This window comes from Nonomuraea sp. NPDC050310, from assembly GCF_040655795.1.
In the GTDB taxonomy this organism is placed as follows: Bacteria; Actinomycetota; Actinomycetes; order Streptosporangiales; family Streptosporangiaceae; genus Nonomuraea.
This window is the reverse complement of the sequence record NZ_JBFAKP010000006.1, coordinates 135,695-154,507: the sequence shown is the minus strand read 5'-3', so window position 1 is coordinate 154,507 and position 18,813 is coordinate 135,695. Positions and strand designations below refer to the sequence as shown.

20 protein-coding genes are annotated in these 18,813 nt (G+C 72.3%); 3 read left to right on the top strand and 17 right to left on the bottom strand.

What is annotated here, in order from left to right; translation table 11 throughout:
* Positions 1-64: 64 nt before the first annotated feature.
* The 3 genes from nusB to AB0I67_RS17875 are packed head-to-tail and all read right to left on the bottom strand — an operon-like array spanning position 65 to position 2,099.
* Entirely contained in the window at positions 65-475 is a 411-nt protein-coding gene (gene nusB / locus AB0I67_RS17885; RefSeq protein WP_357924354.1) for a transcription antitermination factor NusB, read from the bottom strand.
* The gene (gene efp / locus AB0I67_RS17880) at positions 475-1,035 is read right to left on the bottom strand and encodes an elongation factor P (protein WP_357924352.1); all 561 of its coding nucleotides are present in this window, start codon (positions 1,033-1,035) and stop codon (positions 475-477) included. The genes nusB and efp overlap by 1 nt, the downstream gene beginning before the upstream one ends.
* A gap of 29 nt (positions 1,036-1,064) precedes the next feature.
* Positions 1,065-2,099, bottom strand: coding sequence for a Xaa-Pro peptidase family protein (locus AB0I67_RS17875; protein ID WP_357924350.1), 1,035 nt, complete (start codon positions 2,097-2,099; stop codon positions 1,065-1,067).
* Positions 2,100-2,218: 119 nt separating this feature from the next.
* Here AB0I67_RS17875 and AB0I67_RS17870 point away from each other — a divergent pair, with 119 nt between their 5' ends.
* Entirely contained in the window at positions 2,219-4,045 is a 1,827-nt protein-coding gene (locus tag AB0I67_RS17870; RefSeq protein ID WP_357924348.1) for a glycoside hydrolase family 9 protein, read from the top strand.
* Between the two features lie 152 nt (positions 4,046-4,197).
* Here the strand turns inward: AB0I67_RS17870 and AB0I67_RS17865 are convergent, their stop codons facing one another.
* Entirely contained in the window at positions 4,198-5,619 is a 1,422-nt protein-coding gene (locus AB0I67_RS17865; protein ID WP_357924346.1) for a serine/threonine-protein kinase, read from the bottom strand.
* A 281-nt stretch (positions 5,620-5,900) separates the two neighbouring features.
* Here AB0I67_RS17865 and AB0I67_RS17860 point away from each other — a divergent pair, with 281 nt between their 5' ends.
* The gene (locus AB0I67_RS17860) at positions 5,901-6,434 is read left to right on the top strand and encodes a PASTA domain-containing protein (protein ID WP_357924344.1); all 534 of its coding nucleotides are present in this window, start codon (positions 5,901-5,903) and stop codon (positions 6,432-6,434) included.
* A 120-nt stretch (positions 6,435-6,554) separates the two neighbouring features.
* Here AB0I67_RS17860 and AB0I67_RS17855 read toward each other — a convergent pair whose 3' ends face one another.
* The gene (locus AB0I67_RS17855; protein WP_357924342.1) at positions 6,555-7,856 is read right to left on the bottom strand and encodes a dicarboxylate/amino acid:cation symporter; all 1,302 of its coding nucleotides are present in this window, start codon (positions 7,854-7,856) and stop codon (positions 6,555-6,557) included.
* 245 nt (positions 7,857-8,101) lie between these two features.
* Positions 8,102-9,148, bottom strand: coding sequence for an LLM class F420-dependent oxidoreductase (locus tag AB0I67_RS17850; RefSeq protein WP_357924340.1), 1,047 nt, complete (start codon positions 9,146-9,148; stop codon positions 8,102-8,104).
* Positions 9,149-9,204: 56 nt separating this feature from the next.
* Here AB0I67_RS17850 and AB0I67_RS17845 point away from each other — a divergent pair, with 56 nt between their 5' ends.
* Positions 9,205-10,095 carry an endonuclease/exonuclease/phosphatase family protein gene (locus AB0I67_RS17845; protein WP_357924338.1) on the top strand — a complete coding sequence of 297 codons (891 nt, stop codon included), beginning with the start codon at positions 9,205-9,207 and terminating at the stop codon, positions 10,093-10,095.
* Between the two features lie 6 nt (positions 10,096-10,101).
* On the opposite strand, the gene AB0I67_RS17840 is transcribed toward AB0I67_RS17845, so the two are convergent.
* The 11 genes from AB0I67_RS17840 to ribD form a co-directional block, all read right to left on the bottom strand.
* Entirely contained in the window at positions 10,102-10,662 is a 561-nt protein-coding gene (locus AB0I67_RS17840; protein WP_357924337.1) for a nucleotidyltransferase family protein, read from the bottom strand.
* 66 nt (positions 10,663-10,728) lie between these two features.
* Entirely contained in the window at positions 10,729-11,817 is a 1,089-nt protein-coding gene (locus AB0I67_RS17835) for an XdhC/CoxI family protein (RefSeq protein ID WP_357924335.1), read from the bottom strand.
* Positions 11,810-12,871, bottom strand: a complete 1,062-nt coding sequence (locus AB0I67_RS17830) for a VWA domain-containing protein (RefSeq protein ID WP_357924333.1) — start codon at positions 12,869-12,871, stop codon at positions 11,810-11,812. The genes AB0I67_RS17835 and AB0I67_RS17830 overlap by 8 nt, the downstream gene beginning before the upstream one ends.
* Positions 12,868-13,731 carry a MoxR family ATPase gene (locus AB0I67_RS17825; protein WP_357924331.1) on the bottom strand — a complete coding sequence of 288 codons (864 nt, stop codon included), beginning with the start codon at positions 13,729-13,731 and terminating at the stop codon, positions 12,868-12,870. The genes AB0I67_RS17830 and AB0I67_RS17825 overlap by 4 nt, the downstream gene beginning before the upstream one ends.
* Positions 13,732-13,800: 69 nt before the next feature.
* The gene (locus AB0I67_RS17820; protein ID WP_357924329.1) at positions 13,801-14,184 is read right to left on the bottom strand and encodes a hypothetical protein; all 384 of its coding nucleotides are present in this window, start codon (positions 14,182-14,184) and stop codon (positions 13,801-13,803) included.
* Positions 14,181-14,663 (bottom strand): PH domain-containing protein, encoded by a 483-nt coding sequence (locus tag AB0I67_RS17815; protein ID WP_357924327.1) that lies wholly within the window; start codon positions 14,661-14,663, stop codon positions 14,181-14,183. Before AB0I67_RS17815 ends, AB0I67_RS17820 begins: the two co-directional genes overlap by 4 nt.
* Before the next feature lie 10 nt (positions 14,664-14,673).
* Positions 14,674-15,177, bottom strand: a complete 504-nt coding sequence (ribH, locus tag AB0I67_RS17810) for a 6,7-dimethyl-8-ribityllumazine synthase (RefSeq protein WP_357924325.1) — start codon at positions 15,175-15,177, stop codon at positions 14,674-14,676.
* Positions 15,174-16,385, bottom strand: coding sequence for a bifunctional 3,4-dihydroxy-2-butanone-4-phosphate synthase/GTP cyclohydrolase II (locus AB0I67_RS17805; RefSeq protein WP_357924324.1), 1,212 nt, complete (start codon positions 16,383-16,385; stop codon positions 15,174-15,176). Before AB0I67_RS17805 ends, ribH begins: the two co-directional genes overlap by 4 nt.
* Entirely contained in the window at positions 16,382-17,035 is a 654-nt protein-coding gene (gene pnuC, locus AB0I67_RS17800) for a nicotinamide riboside transporter PnuC (RefSeq protein WP_357924322.1), read from the bottom strand. The genes AB0I67_RS17805 and pnuC overlap by 4 nt, the downstream gene beginning before the upstream one ends.
* Positions 17,032-17,619 (bottom strand): riboflavin synthase, encoded by a 588-nt coding sequence (locus AB0I67_RS17795; protein ID WP_357924320.1) that lies wholly within the window; start codon positions 17,617-17,619, stop codon positions 17,032-17,034. Before AB0I67_RS17795 ends, pnuC begins: the two co-directional genes overlap by 4 nt.
* Positions 17,619-18,737, bottom strand: a complete 1,119-nt coding sequence (ribD, locus tag AB0I67_RS17790) for a bifunctional diaminohydroxyphosphoribosylaminopyrimidine deaminase/5-amino-6-(5-phosphoribosylamino)uracil reductase RibD (protein WP_357924318.1) — start codon at positions 18,735-18,737, stop codon at positions 17,619-17,621. The genes AB0I67_RS17795 and ribD overlap by 1 nt, the downstream gene beginning before the upstream one ends.
* Between the last annotated feature and the right edge of the window lie 76 nt (positions 18,738-18,813).

Genomic DNA, 18,813 nt, shown 5'->3' with positions numbered 1-18,813 from the left:
ATGCCGGATCTGGCGCCGGAGGGGAACCAGATCCGGAGGCGACGACGACCGGCCGAGCCCGGCGCTAGAGCGCCAGGGTCGGCTTGAGCGACTTGAACCGGGCCAGCAGCCCGTTGATGAACTGCGGCGAGTCGTCGGTGGACAGTTCGCTGGCCAGGTGCACCCACTCGCTGATGACCACGCCCTCGGGCACGTCGGGCATCCAGAGCAGCTCGTAGGTGCCGCCGCGCAGGAGGTTGCGGTCGACGGCGGGCATGCGCTCCAGCGTCCACCCCTCGGCGTAGGTGGTGATCAGCTCGTCGATGCGCCCCCGGTGCCGGACGACGCCCTCGACGATGGCGGAGGTGTACTCGTTGACCGGGGGCTCCGCGCGCTCGACCCGCTCGGCGAGGATCGCCAGCGGGTCGCTGTCGCGGAGCTCGGCCTCGAACAGGATGTCGAGCGCACGCCGGCGCGCTTTACCGCGTGCGGACATCAGGCGCGGCCGAGGTACTCGCCGCTGCGGGTGTCGACCTTGACCTTCTCGCCGGTGGTGATGAACAGCGGCACCTTGATCTCGGCGCCGGTCTCCAGGGTGGCCGGCTTGGTGCCGCCGGTGGAGCGGTCGCCCTGCAGGCCGGGCTCGGTGTTGGCGATGATGAGCTCGACCGCGGCGGGCAGGTCGACGTAGAGCGCGGCGCCCTCGTTGAAGGCGACGGTCGCGTTGGTGTTCTCCAGCATGTAGTTGGCGGCGTCGCCGACCGTCTTGGCGGAGACGTTGACCATGTCGTAGGTCTCGGTGTCCATGAAGACGAAGTCGTCGCCGTCCTTGTAGGAGAACTGCATCTCGCGCTTGTCGACGTTGGCCACGTCGACCTTCACGCCGGCGTTGAAGGTCTTGTCGACCACCTTGCCGGACAGCACGTTCTTCAGCTTGGTGCGCACGAAGGCGCCGCCCTTGCCCGGCTTGACGTGCTGGAATTCGACAACGGCCCAGAGCTCACCGCCGTCGAGCTTCAGCACCATGCCGTTCTTCAGGTCGTTGGTCGTCGCCACTCGTACATCTCCCGGGTGCGGCCGCTCCCCTAGAGGACGAGCAGCTCCTTGGTCGTCTTGGTGAAGAGCTCCGGGCCCGCGTCCCGAGTGACGAGCGTGTCCTCGATGCGGATGCCGCCGCGGCCGGGGAGGTAGACCCCGGGTTCGACGGTGACCGGAACTCGATCCTCTAGTTTACCGGTCCGGGAGGGGCCCAGGAACGGGTCCTCGTGGATCTCCAGGCCGACGCCGTGTCCGAGGCCGTGCCGGAAGTGCTCGCCGAAGCCGGCCGCCTCGATCAGGGAGCGGGCGGCTGCGTCGAGATCGCCGGCGACCGCGCCGGGCGCGACGGCGGCCAGACCGGCGCTCTGCGCGGCGTGCACCAGCGCGTACAGGTCGTCCTGCCAGGCGGCGGTGTGCCCGAGGGCGAAGGTGCGGGTCATGTCGGCGTGGTAGCCGCGGTAGCGGGCGCCGAAGTCGACGGTGACCAGGTCGCCCGCGCGGATCGGCCGGTCGGTCGGCGAGTGGTGGGGGACCGCGCCGTTCTCGCCGGACGCGACGATGGTGTCGAAGGCGGGCTTGTCCGCGCCGAGCTCGGCCATCCTGGTCTCCAGCAGCCGGGCCAGCTCGCGCTCGGTCAGGCCGGGCCGTACGGCGGGCAGCACGTCGGCGAAGGCCTGGTCGGTGATCTCGCAGGCGGTGCGCAGCAGCGCGAGCTCGTGCTCGTCCTTGACCTGGCGCAGCTTCTCCACCAGCGGGTCGGTCGGGACGACGCCGTTCAGCCGGCTGAAGGTGGCCACCGTCATGTGGGCGGCCTCGATGCCGACGCCCTGCGCGGCCAGGCGGCCGACCACGTCGCGGTCCTCGACGACCTCGAGGTCCAGGCCGCGGGTCAGCTCGATGTAGCGTGAGTCGGTGGCCAGCGTGGCCGCGCCGTCCGCCCAGACCAGGACCGCGGCGTTGGAGCTGTCCAGGCCGGTGAGGTAGCGCACGTTCACCGGGCTGGTGACGAGCAGGGCGGGCACGCCGGGCAGGATGCGGGCGAGCTCGGCGCGCCGTCGCGCGTAATCCGCAATCTCGGTCATTTGGCCAATCTACGCGTATTGACCTGCCCCCGGTGCCACGGCTAGCGTCCGAGCAACGTTAGGAAACTTTCCTAACTTGATGACACACCCCTTGTCCCCGCCGACCGCTTGGAGCCAGCATGAGGGTCGCCGCTGCCGCCGTCGCGCTAGCCGTACTGACCATGGGAGCACCCGCCATGGCCCAGCCCAGCACCACCGGATTCATCCGCGTCGACCAGGTGGGCTTCGCGCCCGCCGAGGCCAAGCACGCCTACCTGATGTCCGCCTCGGGCGCGCCGGGCGCGCGCTTCTCCGTCGTCGACCACCGCGGCCGCGAGGTCCTCGGCGGTACGGCCGGCCGCGACCTGGGCGAATGGAACGCCAAGTACCCGCACGTCTACGACCTCGACCTGTCCAAGCTCAACCGGCCGGGCAGCTACCGGATCAAGGTGGGCACGCTCACCTCGGCCGAGTTCAAGGTGGCGCCCGCCGCCCTGCTGGCCCTGCCCGCGGCCAAGGTGGTGACCTTCTTCGGCGGCCAGCGCGACGGCTCCGAGGCGCTGCGCCGGGCCAGCCACCTCAACGACCGGGCCGCCTCCGTCTACGACTGGCCCACCTTCACCGGCCCGGACACCGACCAGATCAAGGGCGACCTGACCAAGGTCGGCGGCCCGGTGGACGTGGAGGGCGGCTGGTTCGACGCCGGCGACTACCTCAAGTTCACCCACATCCTGGCCTACGTGGACACCCTGCTCTGGGCGGCCAAGCGCGACGGCTCCCCCGACCCGCGCCTGCGCCGCGAGGCCGCCCACGGGCTGAAGTACCTCGACAAGATGTGGGACGAGAAGACCAAGACGCTCTACATCCAGGTCGGCATCGGCGCGGGCAACGCCGAGGGCACCTTCGTCGGCGACCACGACATCTGGCGCCTGCCCGAGGCCGACGACGGCGACCAGGCCGAAGGCCACCAGTACATCCGCAACCGGCCGGTCTTCCGCGCCGCCGCCCCCGGCGAGCCGATCAGCCCCAACCTGGCCGGCCGCACCGCCGCCGCCTTCGCGCTGGCCGCCCAGGTGGAGCCCTCGCGCTGGCGCGCCCAGCAGTACCTCGACCAGGCCGCCTCGATCTACGCCATGGCCAAGACCGAGAACGTCGGCCAGCTCGTGACCTCCCTCCCGCACGCCTTCTACCCCGAGAGCGTCTGGCGCGACGACATGGAGCTGGGCGGCGCCGAACTGGCGCTGGCCGCGCTGCGCCTGGGCGACTCGCGCGCCTCCGGCTGGATCGCGCAGGCGGCTCGCTGGGCGGGCGAGTACATGGCCCAGGACTCCGGTGACACGCTCAACCTGTACGACGTCAGCGCGCTGGCGCACGCGGACCTGGTCAAGGCGCTGCGCAAGTCCGGGGCCACCGGGCTGGCGGTGGACGAGAAGGCCCTGCTGGCCGGGCTCAAGGCCCAGCTCGACATCGGCGCCGCCCGCGCCGCCGCCGACCCCTTCCGCGCCGGGGCGCGCTACGACGAGTTCGACTCCGTGCCGCGCACCTTCGGCCTGGCCGCCACCTCGCGCCTCTACCGCCAGGTGACCGGCGACCGCAGCTACGACGCCTTCGGTACGGCACAGCGCAACTGGGCGCTGGGCGGCAACCCGTGGGGCGTGTCGTTCGTGGCCGAGGTGGGCGAGAACTCGATCAAGTGCCCGCACTACCAGATGTCCAACATCACCGGCCGGCCCGCGGTCGGCGCGGTCGTGAACGGGCCCAACAGCGCCTCGCTCTTCGAGGGCGGGCTCGGCGGGCACTTCGAGGAGATGCCCAAGTGCCCGGCCGACGACGTGGACCGGTACGCGGAGTTCACCGGGCACGGGAGCCGGTTCGTTGACGACGTGCGGTCCTGGCAGGCCTCCGAGCCTGCCGACGACTTCGCGGCGATCGCCTTCTACGCGCTCACCCTGATGTCCAAGGACTGACCCCGGGGTTCCCCGGTGTACGGCACGGCCCCCTCGGATCCACCGAGGGGGCCTTCCCCTTTGAGGGGGGCCTTCGCCTTTGAGGGGGGCCTTCGCCTTTGAGGGGGGCCTTCGCCTTTCGCCGCTTGGGGCAGGCCCGTCCGAGGAGCCGGTTACCAAAGACCGAAGCGGTCCAGGAGGTCGGCCAGCGGACCGGTCGGCGGCACCTCACCGCGGTCACGAGCCTTGGCCAGCTCGGCAGCGGTCTTCTGCAACTCCGCCACCCCCTTGTCCGTCCGCCCCTCACGCAGCCGTTCCATGGCCTTGTCGAACCCCCGGTGCGCCTTGTCCGCCACCCGCGGATCGATCTCACCCCGCCCCTCGTGGATCCCGACCGCCTCGTGCAACCGCCCCACGAACTCGCCCCAGCCACCGGGCGGACCGTCCTGAAGCTGAGCGGGAATCTGCTGCACCGGACTGTCCGGCGTGGTGGCCGGCGTGGACGAAGGCGTTGGCGTCGGCGTGGGGGTCGGCGTCGGCTCGGCCGTCTCGGTCGGGGTCACCTCGGCCGTGGGCGTCGGCTCGGGCAGAGCCTCCTGACCATCCCCACCACGTGGCCACAGCGCGAAGACCGCGGTGGCCACGACGATGAGGGCCAGAGCGATGCCGAGCTGGACCAGCATCCGCCGATCCGGCCGATCCACCGGGTCCGCGGGCTCGGAGTCGAAGATCGCCGTCTGCGAAAGCGGCGTAGTACCCCCCGCCCCGCTGTGCACGCCGGTGCCGAGCTGAGGCAGCACCGCCGTGTCCTGATGAGGCGCCAGCGCCTGCCGCACCGCCGCGAGACTGGGCCGAGCCGTGGGATCGGCAGCCAGCAGTGCCAGCACCAGCCTCCGCAACTCCACCGGCACTCCGGCCAGATCCCCGGAACCCGCCGGAACCGCCCGATCCCCGGTGGAAGGAACCCCGGCGGAGGAACCGGCGCTTCGCCCGGCCGGAGGCTGACCGGTGAGAAGCTCGAACGCGATGGCGCCCAGGGCATACAGGTCCGCAGCCCGCCCGGTGTCCCCACCCCGCTGCTCCGGAGCCTGGTAGGGGCTCTCAGGCGCGGCAAGCTCGTCCGGCAGCGGCAGCCCATCCCCCGCCAGCCCGAACCCGGTGATCTTGAAAACCCCGCTCCCCGCCTTGCGCACGTCGGCAGGCTTGAGGTCCCCGTGCACGACCCCACCCCGGTGCGCCGCGTCGAGCCCCGCGACGAGCTGCAGCAGGATCGCCCTGGCCTGCTCGGCCGGCAACGGCGCCCCCACCTCGGCCAGGCTCTCGCCGGACAGGTGCTCCATCACCACGTACCGCTCGCCCACGTCCAGGACGGTCACCACGTTCGGGTGCAGCACCGCGGCCAGCGTGCGGGCCCGCCGGGTGACGCGCCCCCGGGTGACGGCGTCCACGCCCGGCTCGACGGTCCGGACCGCGACCGGCCAGTCGGCCTGCTGGTCGTAGGCCCGCCACACCTCGCCCAGCGGTCCGTGGGCGATCCGCTCGTCGAGCCGGTAACGCCCGCCGAGGAGCTGGTCCGGCATTTCACCATCAGTCACACCAGAAACCATAAAGGCTCCGCCGTACTCGCCTGCTTCTTCACAAGCATCGGCGCCGCGGGAAGCGCCGGGGTTACAGGCCGAGACAACGGCCTGACCTCGGAGTGACCATGCCCGCAGGCCCCCGCGGCGGCATCGGCGACGCATCGCCTGCCGGCGAAGCCGGTCGGTCAACCTGTGCGGTGCCGTCTGCGGGTGTCCGGATGCGGACACGGCTGGTTGGTAAACCGTCACAAGATCGCACACGTCTCACGAGTCCCACCGGTGACGAGGAGACGACCATGGGGTACCCGCAGCAGCCGTACGGGCAGCACCCTCACCCCGGGTACGGGCCGCCGCGGCGGCGCAGCAACCTGCCGCTCATCCTCGGGTTGGTGATCGGGCTGCCCCTTCTGCTGCTGGGCGGGTGCGTGGCGATCGTGGTGGCCGCCGGCGGCGACAGCCGGGACCGCACCAGTGTGGCTGGGCAGTCGTCCGCGCCGCCCCCCTCCGCCCCCGCTACGGAGGAGCCCGAGGTGGTGGTCACGGTCACGAAGACCGCGCGGCCGAGGAAAACCCCCACGCCGAAGCCGAGCGCGGCCGCGGAGGCCCCGCAGGTGGTGATGCCGAACGTGGTGGGGATGAACTTGCAGGAGGCGCAGGACTTCCTTCAGGAGAAGGGGTTCTTCCTGATCCGGGATCGGGACGCGACGGGGAAGAGCCGGTTCCAGATGTGGGACCGGAACTGGGTGGTGACCCGGCAGGCACCGGCTGCCGGCCGGCGCTCGTCCACGGCGGAGTGGGTGACGTTGTGGGCCAAGAAGATCAGCGACTAGGCCGCTCGTAGCCTTCGGGGGAGAAGGCGCCTGGGCACCCGGCAGAGGACCGAAGTGGTCCTGCCCGAAACGACGAAAGGGTGGGAAGCCGGCCGGCTTCCCACCCTTTCAGTGCGCGCGTCAGACGGTGGCCGGTTCCAGCGGGCGCTGGTCGGCCGGGCGCTCGGCCGGGGCCGAGTCGAGGGGCTGGGGCGGGGCGTTGAAGACGGCCTCGTCCAGCTTGTTCTCCGAGCGGCCGACCAGCACCGGCACGACGAGCTGCCCCGTGACGTTGGTCGCGGTGCGGATCATGTCCAGGATGGGGTCGATCGCGAGGAGCAGGCCGACGCCCTCCAGGGGCAGGCCCAGGGTGGTCAGCGTGAGGCTGAGCATCACGATCGCGCCGGTCAGTCCGGCGGTGGCCGCCGAGCCGATGACGGAGACGAGCGCGATGAGCAGGTAGTCGCCCACGCCGAGCGGCACGTTGTAGATCTGCGCGATGAAGATCGCGGCGAGCGCGGGGTAGATCGAGGCGCAGCCGTCCATCTTGGTGGTGGCGCCGAAGGGCACCGAGAAGGAGGCGTAGTCACGGTCGACGCCGAGGCGCTCGACGGCCACCCGCTGGGTCAGCGGCAGGGTGCCGACCGACGAGCGGGAGACGAAGGCCAGCTCGAAGGCGGGCCAGGCGTTGCGGTAGAAGGTGAGCGGGTTGACCTTGCCGACCAGCGCGAGCAGCGCCGGGTAGATCACGACCAGCACGATGGCGCAGCCGATGTAGACGCCGGCGGTCAGCTTGGCGAAGGGGGCGAGCAGGTCCCAGCCGTAGTTGGCGATGGACTTGCCGATCAGCGCGGCGGTGCCGATGGGCGCCAGCCGGATGACCCACCACAGGGCCTTCTGCACCAGTTCGAGGACGGAGCGGGTGAGGTTGAGGAAGGGCTCGGCCTTCTCGCCGACCGCGATCGCCGCCGCTCCGAAGACGACTCCCAGGAAGACGATCTGGAGGACGTTGGGCTCGGAGAAGGCGGTGAAGATGTTGGTCGGGATGATGCCGACGAGGAAGTCGAACCAGGTGCCGCGGCCTTCGAGGTCGACCGCCTCGGCCTTGGTCAGGTCGAGGGTGACGCCCTGGCCGGGGTTGAGGATCAGGCCGAGCGCGATGCCGACGACCACGGCGGCCAGCGCGGTGATCAGGAACCAGAAGAGGGTCTTGCCGGCCAGCCGGGCGGCGCCGCCGACGTTGCGCAGGTTGGCGATGCTCACCACGATCGCGGTGAAGACCAGGGGCGGCACGGCGAGCTTGAGGAACTGGACGAAGATCTTGCCGACCTCGGTCAGCGTGGTCGCCAGCCAGGTCAGGTCCCAGGTGCGGGCGACGAGGCCGAGGACGACGCCGGCGGCCAGGCCGAGCAGAAGTTGCAGAGAGAAGCTGAATCTCTTCACGGGAGGTGTGCTCCGGAAGTACGGCATGCCGAAACCGTCGGCCATGCGTGAGGTGAAAGGGGGTCCGCGAGAAGGGGATTCAGCGACAGAGAGTGGCGCCGGTGGCGCGGCACAGGTCGATGTGCAGCCGCTCCACGAGCCACACGACCTTCACGAAATACCTCACGAGCGTTGCCAACATCCGGGCACTGCACGCATATTCCGACATCCCGGTGTGATTCACACCACACCGGGATAAACGATCATCAGGACGACAGTTCGCGGACCTGCTCGATCAGGCGGAGCCGCTCCTCGTGCGTCCGGCCCAGCGGCGTGACGTTGAGGGTGGTGATCCCGGACTCGCGCATGGCCTGGATGCGGTCGCGCACGAAGGCCTCGTCGCCGATCAGCGACATGCCCTCGATCAGCTCCTGCGGCACCAGCGCGGCGGCCTCCTGCTTCTTGCCCGCCAGGTAGAGCTCCTGGATCTGCTCGGCCTCCTTCTCGAAGCCGTAGCGGCGGGCCAGGTCGTTGTAGAAGTTCTTGCCCTTCGCGCCCATGCCGCCGATGTAGAGCGCGGCCGTCGGACGGCCGAGCTCGACGTAGGGGCGCACCTCGTCGGGGCTGCCGATGGCCAGGAACGCCTGGCCGACGGTGTCGAGCTCGCCCAGGGCCGGATCGCGCTTGGCCTTGCCGGCGGCCAGGGAGCCGCCCCAGACGTCGGCGGCCTTCTCCGGCAGGTAGAAGATCGGCTGCCAGGAGTTCGCGATCTCGGCGGCCAGCTCGACGTTCTTCGGGCCGATCGCGGCGATCAGGACCGGGATGTTCTCGCGGACGGGGTGGTTGATCAGCTTGAGCGGCTTGCCCAGCCCGGTCCCGCGCTCCACCGGCAGCGGCAGCGTGTAGTGGCGGCCCTCGTAGGTGACCTTCTCCCGGGCCCAGACCTTGCGGCAGATCTCGATGACCTCGCGGGTACGGCCCAGCGGAGCGGTGTACGGCACGCCGTGGAAGCCCTCGATCACCTGCGGCCCCGAGGCCCCCAGGCCGAGCGTGAAGCGCCCGTCGGAGACGTAGTCGAGCCCGGCCGCGGTCATCGCCAGCAGCGTGGGCGTGCGGGAGTAGATCGGCAGGATGCCGGAGGCGATCTGGAGCCGCTCGGTGCGCGCGGCGATGTACCCGAGCTGGCTGACCGCGTCGAAGCTGTAGGCCTCGGCCACGAAGACGATCTCCAGCCCGGCCTTCTCGTAGTCGGCCAGTTCCGCGACGGTCTCCTTGAAACCGCCCGAATAGTTCAGTGCCATCCCGATTCGCATGCGCCGCCCCTTGAAACCGAACCTTGTTCTGCCGCTTCGCATAATAGCCTGGCAGGATGCTGAGCCGGGCTGTGGTCATCGTCTCCGTCCTGCTGGCCGCGGTCCTGGCAGGACACGGCCTGCTGCCCCCGCTGGGCGGGGCCACCACCATCCTGGAGAGCGTGCTGCCCTGGTTCGGCTGGCTGGTGCCGATCCTGCTGGTGGTGGCGCTGATCTCCCGGTCGGTCCCGGCGATCGTCGCCGCGCTGGTGCCGGGCGTGGTGTGGGCGGCGATGTTCGGCCCGACCGCGCTGGCCTCCTCCCCCGGCGGGCAGGCCGACCTGCGCGTCGGCACGGTCAACGTGGGCGTGGTCAACAACTCCTCCGGCCTGGCGGTCAAGACCGTCGCCGCGAACCTCGACGTGCTGGCCGCCCAGGAGCTCACCCCGGGCGGGCCGGCGGCCAAGCAGCTCAACGCGATGTTCGACCGCGAACCCGCGACCAGCTCCACCGTCGGGCTGTGGAGCCGCTTCCCGATCGTGAGCTGGAAGGGCATCGACCCCGGCCTCGGCTGGAAGCGCGGCCTGCGGGCGGTGCTGCGCACGCCCAAGGGCGAGGTGACCGTCTACGTGGTGCACCTGGGCTCGGCCCGCCCCGGGCACACCGAGCAGCGCGACCGTTCCCTCGCGACCCTGCGCAAGCTGATCGACGCCGACACCAGCAAGCGCATCCTGGTCCTCGGCGACCTCAACACCGCCACCACCGACCGCGGGCTGTCGGGGCTGACGCCGCCGCTGCTCAACGCGCAGACCGAGGCCGGCGACGGGTTCGGTTTCACCTGGCCGTCGAGCTTCCCGGTGACCCGGCCCGACCACATCCTCTACCGTGGCATGACCGCGGTCAGCGCCGGCGTGGCCCCGGCGATGGGCAGCGACCACCGCGCCGCGATCGCCGGGCTGCGCATCTGAACATGCTTAGTGAGGCTGCAGGCGGCGCAGGTCGTCGGGCGTGTCGATGTCGGCGGGATCGCCCGGCACCGGCACCTCGGTGACCAGCTCGGGGTAGGCGCGCAGGAACGGCCGCGCTCCGACGTCGCCCACGGCCTGCTCGGCGACCGCCTCGAAGTGCTCGCGGGCGATCAGCACGGGGTTGCGGGGCTGCCCGCCGTACGAGGCGACGGCCACGGACGCGCCGCTGGCGATCAGCAGCCGGACCGCCTCGGCCTCGACGAACGGCTGGTCCACCAGGGCGATGACCACCGCTTGGGCCTGCGGCGGAAGGGCCGCCAGGCCGACCCGCAGGGAGGAGCCCATCCCGCTGCGCCAGTCGGGGTTGCGCACGGTGATCGCGCCACGCACCTGGAGGGTCGCCGCGCCCAGCACGACCACCACCGGGTGGCAGCCGCCCTCCTCCAGCATCCGCACCCCGCGGTCCACCAGGCGCTCGCCGTCGAGCTCCAGGGTCGCCTTGGGGGCGCCCAGGCGGGTCCCCGCCCCCGCGGCCAGCAGCAGGCCGGCCACGCCGTCGTTTCTCATGCCCTTCGTGTTCTCCTCCCCTCTCCGGCGGGAAACCTGCCGGCCCCTCTCCGTCCGGATCCGCGGTCACGTCTCGCCGTGGATGCGGCCCTCGGTCTGGGCCAGGGGCCGCCCGCTGCCGCCCCACCGGAGCTGGATCAGCTCGGCCGCGATCGACACCGCGGTCTCCTCCGGCGTACGCGCCCCCAGGTCGAGGCCGATCGGGGAGCGCAGCCTGGCCAGTTCCGCCTCCGGCATCCCCGCCTCGCGCAGCCGGGCCAGCCGGTCCTCGTGCGTGCGCCGGGAGCCCATCGCGCCGACGTAGGCGGCCGGGGTCTTCAGCGCGACCTGGAGCAGCGGCACGTCGAACTTGGGGTCGTGGGTGAGCACGCAGATCACCGTGCGCTCGTCCACGGGCGTGGCGGCCAGGTAGTCGTGCGGCCACTTCACCACGACCTGGTCGGCGTCGGGGAAGCGTTTGGCGGTGGCGAAGACCGGCCGGGCGTCGCAGACGGTGACGTGGTAGCCGAGGAACTTGCCGATCCGCGCCACCGCGGCGGCGAAGTCGATGGCCCCGAAGACCAGCATGCGCGGCGGCGGCGCGAAGGACTGCACGAAGACCGAGAGCTCGTCCAGGCGGCGCTCGCCGTGCCCGCCGTAGTGCCGCACGCCGGTCGCGCCCTGGGCGAGCATGCCGCGCGCGTCGTCGTCCACCGCGGCGTCCAGGCGGTCCACGCCGAGCGAGCCGGAGACGCGGTCGGGCCAGATCACCCGGCGGGCGCCGCGCCGGCCGGGGCCGTCGAGGATCGTCGCCACGGCGACCGGTTCGTGGCGCTGCACCGAGGCGTAGATCTCCCCCATTTCCGGATAAGTCTCGATCGAGATGGGTTCGATGAGGATGTCGATAATCCCGCCGCAGGTCAGCCCCACCGCGAAGGCGTCGTCGTCGCTCACCCCGAAGCGTTGCAGCAGCGGCGTGTCCACCTCCGTGGCCAGCTCGAACACCGCCCCCTCGACGCAGCCGCCCGAGACGCTGCCCACCACCTCGTCCCCGCGCACCGCCATGGCCGCGCCCGGCGGCCTGGGGGCGCTGCTGAAGGTGCTCACGACCGTGGCCAGGCCGAACCTGAGCCCCGAGCGCCACCACCGCATGATCTCGGGCAGCACGTCACGCATGCGCCAACCTCCCGGCGAGCTCCTCGTAGGCCGCCAGGCTGTGCCCGGCGACCAGATCGTCCACGTACGGCAGAGCCGCGCGCATCCCCCCGGTGAGCGGCTGGAACCCCTCGTGCCCCTTGTGCGGGTTGACCCAGATCACCCGGTGCGCCTGCCGGGCCAGCCGGGCCGCCTGCTCGCCCAGCAGGGCTGGGTCGCCGCGCTCCCAGCCGTCCGAGGCGATCACCACGATCGCGCCACGGGCGCTGTGCCGGCGCAGGAAGTGGCGCAGTTCCTCGCCCAGCCGGGTGCCGCCGCTCCAGTCGGGGATGGTCCTGGAGACCTCGGCCAGCGCGGTGCCGGGATCGCGGTGCCGGAGCCCGGCGGTGAGCTCGGTCAGCCGCGTGCCGACCGAGAACACCCGCGTCGCCCTGGGTTCGCGGCGCACCATCGCGTGGGCGAAGCGCAGCAGCGTCTCGGCGTAGCCGCTCATCGAGCCGCTCACGTCCACCAGGAGCACGGCCGGCCGGGGGCGGGTGGCGTGCCGGCGGTGCAGCAGCCTGGCCACCTCTCCGCGCTTGAGCGCCGCCCGGATGGTGCGCTGCCGGTCCAGGGCGCCTCTGCGAGCCGTACGGAATCTCCTGGAGCGGCGCTGGGCGCGTCCGGCGGCCAGCAGCGAGAGCATCCGGTGCACCTCGGCGCGCTCCCGCGCGCTGAGCCGGGTCACGTCGCGCTGCCGCAGCACCTCCAGGCGGCTGGCGCTGACCTGCAGCGCCCGCCCCTCCCCCTCGCCGTCGCCGGTCTCGGCCGCGGTCACGCTCGCGCGGGTGACCTTGGCCGCGGTACGGCTCGCCCGCCGCCCGGCGAAGTAGGCGGCGAAGCAGCGGTCGTAGCGCGGCAGGTCGTCGCGGGTGGCGCACAGGGTGAGGCGGCCGGCCCAGTAGACCTGCTCGGGGTCGGTCGCGTCCAGGCAGGCCATGGCCCGCAGCAGGTTCTGGGTGCGTTCGTGGTCGGCCGCGACCCCCGCCGCCCGCAGCGTGCGGGCGAAGCCGACGAGCGTCGCGGCGAGGCTCATCCGGCCAGCAGCCCCGAGTCGAGCACCGCGCGCACGTCCTCGCGATACTTCAGCGCCGCGCCCAGCGTCGCCGCGGCCAGATCCGGGTCGAGGTCGCGCGCCCCGAGGGTGAGCAGCGCCTCGGCCCAGTCGATCGTCTCGGCGATCCCCGGCGGTTTCACCAGGTCGGCCGCGCGCATCCGTCCCGCCGCCCGCGCCACCTGCTCGGCCAGCCGCTCGGCGCAGCCGGGCACCCGGCGCAGCAGGATCGCCACCTCCCGGTCGAAGCCGGGATGCTCCAGCCAGTGGTAGAGGCAGCGGCGCTTGAGCGCGTCGTGCACCTCGCGGGTGCGGTTGGAGGTCACCACCACCACCGGCGGCGCCGCGGCGCGGATCGTGCCGAGCTCGGGGATGGAGATGGTGAAGTCGGACAGCACCTCCAGCAGGAACGCCTCGAACTCGTCGTCGGCGCGGTCCACCTCGTCGACCAGCAGCACACTCGGCTGGGTCTCGATCGCCTTCAGCAGCGGCCGGGCGATCAGGAAGCGCCGGTCGTACACCTCCGCCTCCAGCGCCCCCACGTCGTGCCGGCCCGCCGCTTCGGCGGCCTTGAGGTGGAGGAGCTGGCGGGCGAAGTCCCAGTCGTAGAGGGCCTGGGCGGCGTCGATGCCCTCGTAGCACTGCAGCCTGATCAGGGGGGCTTCCAGCAGGGCGGCCATCGCCTTGGCCAGCTCGGTCTTGCCGACCCCGGCCTCGCCCTCCAGGAAGAGCGGGCGGCCCATGCGCAGGGCGAGGAAGGCCGCGGTGGCCAGTCCCGCGTCGGCCAGGTAGGCGTGCCGGTCGAGGTGTTCGGCGAGCTGCTTCGGCGACTCGATGTCCATCGCCCTGATTGTCCGCTGTGCGAGCCCGGAGCGCCAGGTTCCACGCCCGGCGGGCTCGCAGGGGCGGGGTCAGGCGGCCAGGCGCTCCTTGGCCCAGGAGACGGCTTCCTCGTGGTCGGTGGTGCCGAAGACCACCAGGCCGCCGGGGCCCGGGTTGACGACGAGGGCGGCCAGGTCGGGGGTGGCCACGACGCTGGCGTAGGCCAGGCACCAGGTGGCGATCTCCTCGGCGTGCGCGTCCCAGAAGGCGTGCACGCCCTCCAGGGCGCCCTTCTCCGGGGCACGGCGCTCGCGCTGGTCGACGACGAGGGCGAAGCGGCGGTTCTCGGCCTGGGCGCGGGCGAGCAGGGCGCGCATGCCCGTCTCCAGCTCGGCCGCGTCGTCCAGCGTCATGCGCCCGGCCTGGGCGGCCTGGACCAGGGGCCAGGCGGACAGGTCGAGGGAGTTGCTCATGCGGGGTCTTCCTTGGTGTCGTGCGGAGGGATGTCGTCCGGGCCGCCAGGGGCCTCGGCGTGCTGGTGGATGAGCGCCTCCAGCTCGGCCAGCGCGCGGTGGGCCGCGGCCTTCTCCGAGCCCTGGATGCCCATCGCGCCGACGGTCGTGCCGTCGGAGAAGTCGATCTTGGGCCAGGGGTCGCCCTCGGCCATGCCGACGTCGACCACCTCGGCCCAGGAGCGGCGGTGGGTGCGGACCGCGTTGACCAGGGTGAGGCCCTGCCGGTCGGCGACGATCCGGACCCGGGCGAGCAGGTGCAGCAGACCGCAGACCAGGGCGGCGAAGACGATCAGCGCGATCCGGTCGCCCCAGGTCCAGGGTTCGCCCATCAGCAGGGCCAGCACCACCGCGCCCGCCATGATCACGACGGCGAAGCCGTACGCGACCAGCCGGGTGCGGCGCGGGCGCCAGGTGACCGGCAGCTCGGGAGCTCTCACGCAGGCAAACCTACAGGGTGCGCGGGCCGGGGCCGGTGGCGGCCACCGCCCCCAGACCCCGCAGGACCAGGGCGGTCTCCAGCGCGGCGACGGCCGACTCGTACCCCTTGTCCTCGCTGCTGCCCGGCACGCCGGAACGGGCCACCGCCTGCTCCATGCTCTCGCAGGTGAGCACGCCGTTGCCGACCGGCTTGCGCTCGTCGAGCGAGACGCGGGTCAGCCCCGAGGTGACCGAGTCGCAGACGTAGTCGAAGTGGGCCGTCTCCCCCCGGATCACCGCGCCCAGCGCGACCACGGCGTCGTGCGTGCGGGCCAGCGCCTGCGCGACCACCGGGATCTCCAGCGACCCCGGCACCCGCACCACCGTGGCGGTGGCGCCGCTGTCGGCACACGCCTGTACGGCACGCGCGACGAGCTGGTCGGTGATCTCGGCGTGCCAGGAGGCGGCCACGATGCCGACGCTCAGCCCCTCGGCCTCGACCGCCGCGGCGGCCGGCCGTCCTGCTCCGCTCATGTGTGGTGCCCCAATCGTTCGCGCTTGGCGGCCAGGTACTTCTCGTTGTACGGGTTGACGGCCACCGGCATCGGCTCGCGGCCCAGCACCTTGATGCCGTAGCCGTCCATGCCGCGCAGCTTGGCCGGGTTGTTGGTGAGCAGCCGGATCGACTTGACGCCCAGGTCGGCCAGGATCTGGGCGGCGTTGGAGAACTCGCGGGCGTCGACCGGCAGGCCGAGCTCCAGGTTGGCGTCGACGGTGTCGCTGCCGGTGTCCTGGAGGCTGTAGGCCCGGAGCTTGGCCAGCAGGCCGATGCCCCGGCCCTCGTGGCCGCGCAGGTAGACGACCACGCCCTGGCCCTCGGCGGCGATGGCCGCCATGGCGTGTTCCAGTTGCACGCCGCAGTCGCAGCGCAGCGAGCCGAAGACGTCGCCGGTCAGGCATTCGGAGTGCGCGCGGACCAGGATGTTCTCGCCGCCCTCCAGGTCGCCGAGCACCAGGGCGACGTGCTCGCCGCCGTCGAGGGCGCTGGCGTAGCCGTAGGCCTGCCAGGTGCCGTGCCGGTTCGGCAGCCGCGTCCGGGCGACGCGGGTGACCATCTGCTCGGTGCGCCGGCGGTGGTCGACGAGCTGCTCGATGGAGACCAGCGCCAGGCCGTGCTCGTCGGCGAAGACGCGCAGCTCCGGCAGCCGGGCCATGGTGCCGTCGTCGTTGACGATCTCGGCGATCGCGCCGGCCGGGCTCAGCCCGGCGAGCCTGGCCAGGTCCACCGCGGCCTCGGTGTGGCCGCGCCGGACCAGCACCCCGCCCGGCTGGTAGCGCAGCGGGAAGATGTGGCCGGGGCGGATCAGCTCCTGCGGCTCGGTGGCCGAGTCGGCCAGGGCGCGGATGGTCCGGGCGCGGTCGCCGGCCGAGATGCCGGTGGTGACGCCGTCGCGGGCGTCCACGCTGATCGTGTAGGCGGTGCGCAGCCGCTCGCGGTTCTGGTGGACCATGAGCGGCAGGCCGAGGCGGTCGAGCTCGCGGCCCTCCATCGGCACGCAGATCACCCCGCTGGTGTGCCGGATGGTGAAGGCCAGCAGCTCCGGGGTGGCTTTGGCGGCGGCGAAGACGATGTCGCCCTCGTTCTCGCGGTTCTCGTCGTCGACCACGATGACCGGGCGGCCGTCGCGGATGTCGGCGATGGCGCGCTCGATGGAGTCGAGCCGGATCGGGTCGGCGCTCACTTGGCCACCGCCTCCTGGGTCAGGCGCGACTGCTTGCGCCAGTTGGCGAAGCCGTACAGGACCATCACGAAGAAGATCGCGTACACCGAGCCGTTGAAGTACAGGCCGGACTTGAAGGCCAGCGGCACGCCGACCAGGTCGACGAGCAGCCAGATGATCCAGAAGTCGACCAGGGCCTTGCTCATCGCGTAGGTCGCCACCGCGCCGCCGACGAAGATGTAGGCGTCCGCGGCGACCAGGAAGTAGCTCTCCGGCGCCGGGGCGTGCGCGCCCCACGACAGGCCGGTCAGGTAGAGGAAGACGCCGAAGACCGCCGTCCCGCCGACCACCGCGGCGATCAGCCCGGTCCGCTCGCGCGGCGTGGCCTGGCGGATCACCAGCTCCTGGTCGCCCTGGGTGCCCTGGTGCCACTTCCACCAGCCGTAGATCGCCAGGATGGCCATCATCGCGTTCTTCAGCGCGCTGCCGGTCAGGTGGGCGTTGGCGTAGGCGATGAGCAGCAGGATCGCGCCCACGAACTGGATGGGCCAGTTCCAGATGGACTTGCGCATGGCCAGGAACACCGGCACCAGCGCCGCCAGGCTGCCGACGAGGTCGGTCCAGAGGACCTTCACGCCGAACAGGTGGAAGCCCGCCTCCGCCCAGTTCATCGGGTCACCAGCTTCTCGACATACTTCGCGATCACGTCGACCTCCAGGTTGACCGGGTCGCCGGGCTGCCGGGCGCCCAGTGTGGTCAGGGCGAGCGTCGTGGGGATGAGGCTGACGCCGAAGCCGTCCTCGTCGACCGTGGTGACGGTCAGGCTGACCCCGTCGACGGCGATCGATCCCTTCTCCACGACATAGCGGTTCAACTGCGGCGGCAGGGAGATGCGCACGTCCTCCCACCGCTCGCCGGGGACGCGGTGCACGATCGTGCCCACCCCGTCCACGTGGCCCTGCATGATGTGGCCGCCCAGGCGCTGGTCGGCCCGTACGGCACGCTCCAGGTTGACCTTGGAGCCGGTCTCGAGCGAGCCCAGGGAGCTGCGCTCCAGGGTCTCCCTCATCACGTCGACCGTGAACTCCTCGCCCTCGATGGTGACCACGGTCAGGCAGACGCCGTTGACCGCGATCGAGTCGCCGTGCCCGGCGTCCTCGGTGACCAGTTTTCCGCGGACGGTCAGGCGGGCGGAGTCGCCCAGGGGTTCGAGGGCGACCAGTTCGCCCTGCTCCTCGACTATGCCGGTGAACATCAGCGCTCCTTGGGGTGGTGCGGGGTTGCGGGTCGGTGGGCCGCCGGCTCCGCGGTGATCCGCAGGTCGGGGCCGAGGGGGGTGCAGTCGGTGAAGCTCCAGCGGTGCGCCTCGGCGATCGTCGCCACGCCCGCCTCCCCCAGTGCCGCCGCTCCCGCTCCCAGGAACGCCGGCGCCAGGTAGGCGACGACCCGGTCGATCAGCCCTTGCCTCAGGAAGGAACCGGCGAGGGTCGCTCCGCCTTCCAGGAAGACGGTGACGATCTCGCGGCGGGCCAGCTCACGCAGGAGCGCGGGCAGGTCGAGGCCGCCCTCGGCGCGCGGGATCCGGACGAGGTCGGTGCCGCCCGGCAGGGCGGCGGTGTCGGCGTCGCGGGCGACCGCGAGCAGGGTCGGGGCCTCGCCGTCCAGCACGCGGGCGGCCGGCGGGGTCTTGGCGCTGGAGTCGACGACCACCCGCAACGGCGGCGTCCCGTCCAGCGGGGTGGCGGGGCGGGCGGTGAGGCGGGGGTCGTCGGCGAGGACGGTGCCGATGCCGGCGACGACGGCGTCGGAGGCGGCGCGCAGCCGGTGGACGTCGGCCCGGGCCTCGGGCGAGGTGATCCACTGGCTGGTGCCGTCGGCGGCGGCGGAGCGGCCGTCGAGGGTGGCGGCGTACTTCCAGGTGACGTGCGGGCGGCCGAGCCGGGCGAAGGTGAGCCACTCCCGGTTCACCGCCTCGGCGGCCTCGGCGAGCAGGCCGGACTCGACGGCGAGGCCGTGCGAGCGGAGCCGTGCCGCGCCGCCGGCCGCCCGGGGGTTGGGGTCGGGCACGGCGTAGACGACCCGGGCCAGCCCCGCCTCGATCAGGGCGCCGGCGCAGGGCCCGGTGCGCCCGGTGTGCGCGCAGGGTTCGAGGGTGACGTAGGCGGTGCCGCCCCGGGCGCGGGGTCCGGCGGCGGCGAGGGCGGCGATCTCGGCGTGCGGGCCGCCGGCCTTGGCGTGGAATCCCTCGCCGGCGACCTGGCCGGAGGCGTCGAGGACGACGCAGCCGACGACCGGGTTGGGGCTGGTGCGGCCGCGGCCGAGCGCGGCGAGTTCGACGGCCCTGGCCATGTGGGCGGCGTCCGGCGGGTGCACCCCGTGGACCTCCTCGTTCGCAAGGAGCAGCCCCGGGGGTTTTACGGCAGGCGCGTACGCACCACAGAGGCGCCCG

Excerpts from the sequence above, each read along its gene's own strand:
- AB0I67_RS17870 (WP_357924348.1), top strand. The coding sequence starts at position 2,219 with ATGAGGGTCGCCGCTGCCGCCGTCGCGCTAGCCGTACTGACCATGGGA.
- AB0I67_RS17825 (WP_357924331.1), bottom strand. The coding sequence starts at position 13,731 with ATGGACATCGAGTCGCCGAAGCAGCTCGCCGAACACCTCGACCGGCAC.
- AB0I67_RS17795 (WP_357924320.1), bottom strand. The coding sequence starts at position 17,619 with ATGTTCACCGGCATAGTCGAGGAGCAGGGCGAACTGGTCGCCCTCGAA.
- ribH (WP_357924325.1), bottom strand. The coding sequence starts at position 15,177 with ATGAGCGGAGCAGGACGGCCGGCCGCCGCGGCGGTCGAGGCCGAGGGG.
- AB0I67_RS17835 (WP_357924335.1), bottom strand. The coding sequence starts at position 11,817 with ATGCGTGACGTGCTGCCCGAGATCATGCGGTGGTGGCGCTCGGGGCTC.
- pnuC (WP_357924322.1), bottom strand. The coding sequence starts at position 17,035 with ATGAACTGGGCGGAGGCGGGCTTCCACCTGTTCGGCGTGAAGGTCCTC.
- AB0I67_RS17845 (WP_357924338.1), top strand. The coding sequence starts at position 9,205 with ATGCTGAGCCGGGCTGTGGTCATCGTCTCCGTCCTGCTGGCCGCGGTC.
- AB0I67_RS17830 (WP_357924333.1), bottom strand. The coding sequence starts at position 12,871 with ATGAGCCTCGCCGCGACGCTCGTCGGCTTCGCCCGCACGCTGCGGGCG.
- AB0I67_RS17840 (WP_357924337.1), bottom strand. The coding sequence starts at position 10,662 with ATGAGAAACGACGGCGTGGCCGGCCTGCTGCTGGCCGCGGGGGCGGGG.
- AB0I67_RS17850 (WP_357924340.1), bottom strand. The coding sequence starts at position 9,148 with ATGCGAATCGGGATGGCACTGAACTATTCGGGCGGTTTCAAGGAGACC.
- nusB (WP_357924354.1), bottom strand. The coding sequence starts at position 475 with ATGTCCGCACGCGGTAAAGCGCGCCGGCGTGCGCTCGACATCCTGTTC.
- AB0I67_RS17820 (WP_357924329.1), bottom strand. The coding sequence starts at position 14,184 with ATGAGCAACTCCCTCGACCTGTCCGCCTGGCCCCTGGTCCAGGCCGCC.
- AB0I67_RS17875 (WP_357924350.1), bottom strand. The coding sequence starts at position 2,099 with ATGACCGAGATTGCGGATTACGCGCGACGGCGCGCCGAGCTCGCCCGC.
- AB0I67_RS17860 (WP_357924344.1), top strand. The coding sequence starts at position 5,901 with ATGGGGTACCCGCAGCAGCCGTACGGGCAGCACCCTCACCCCGGGTAC.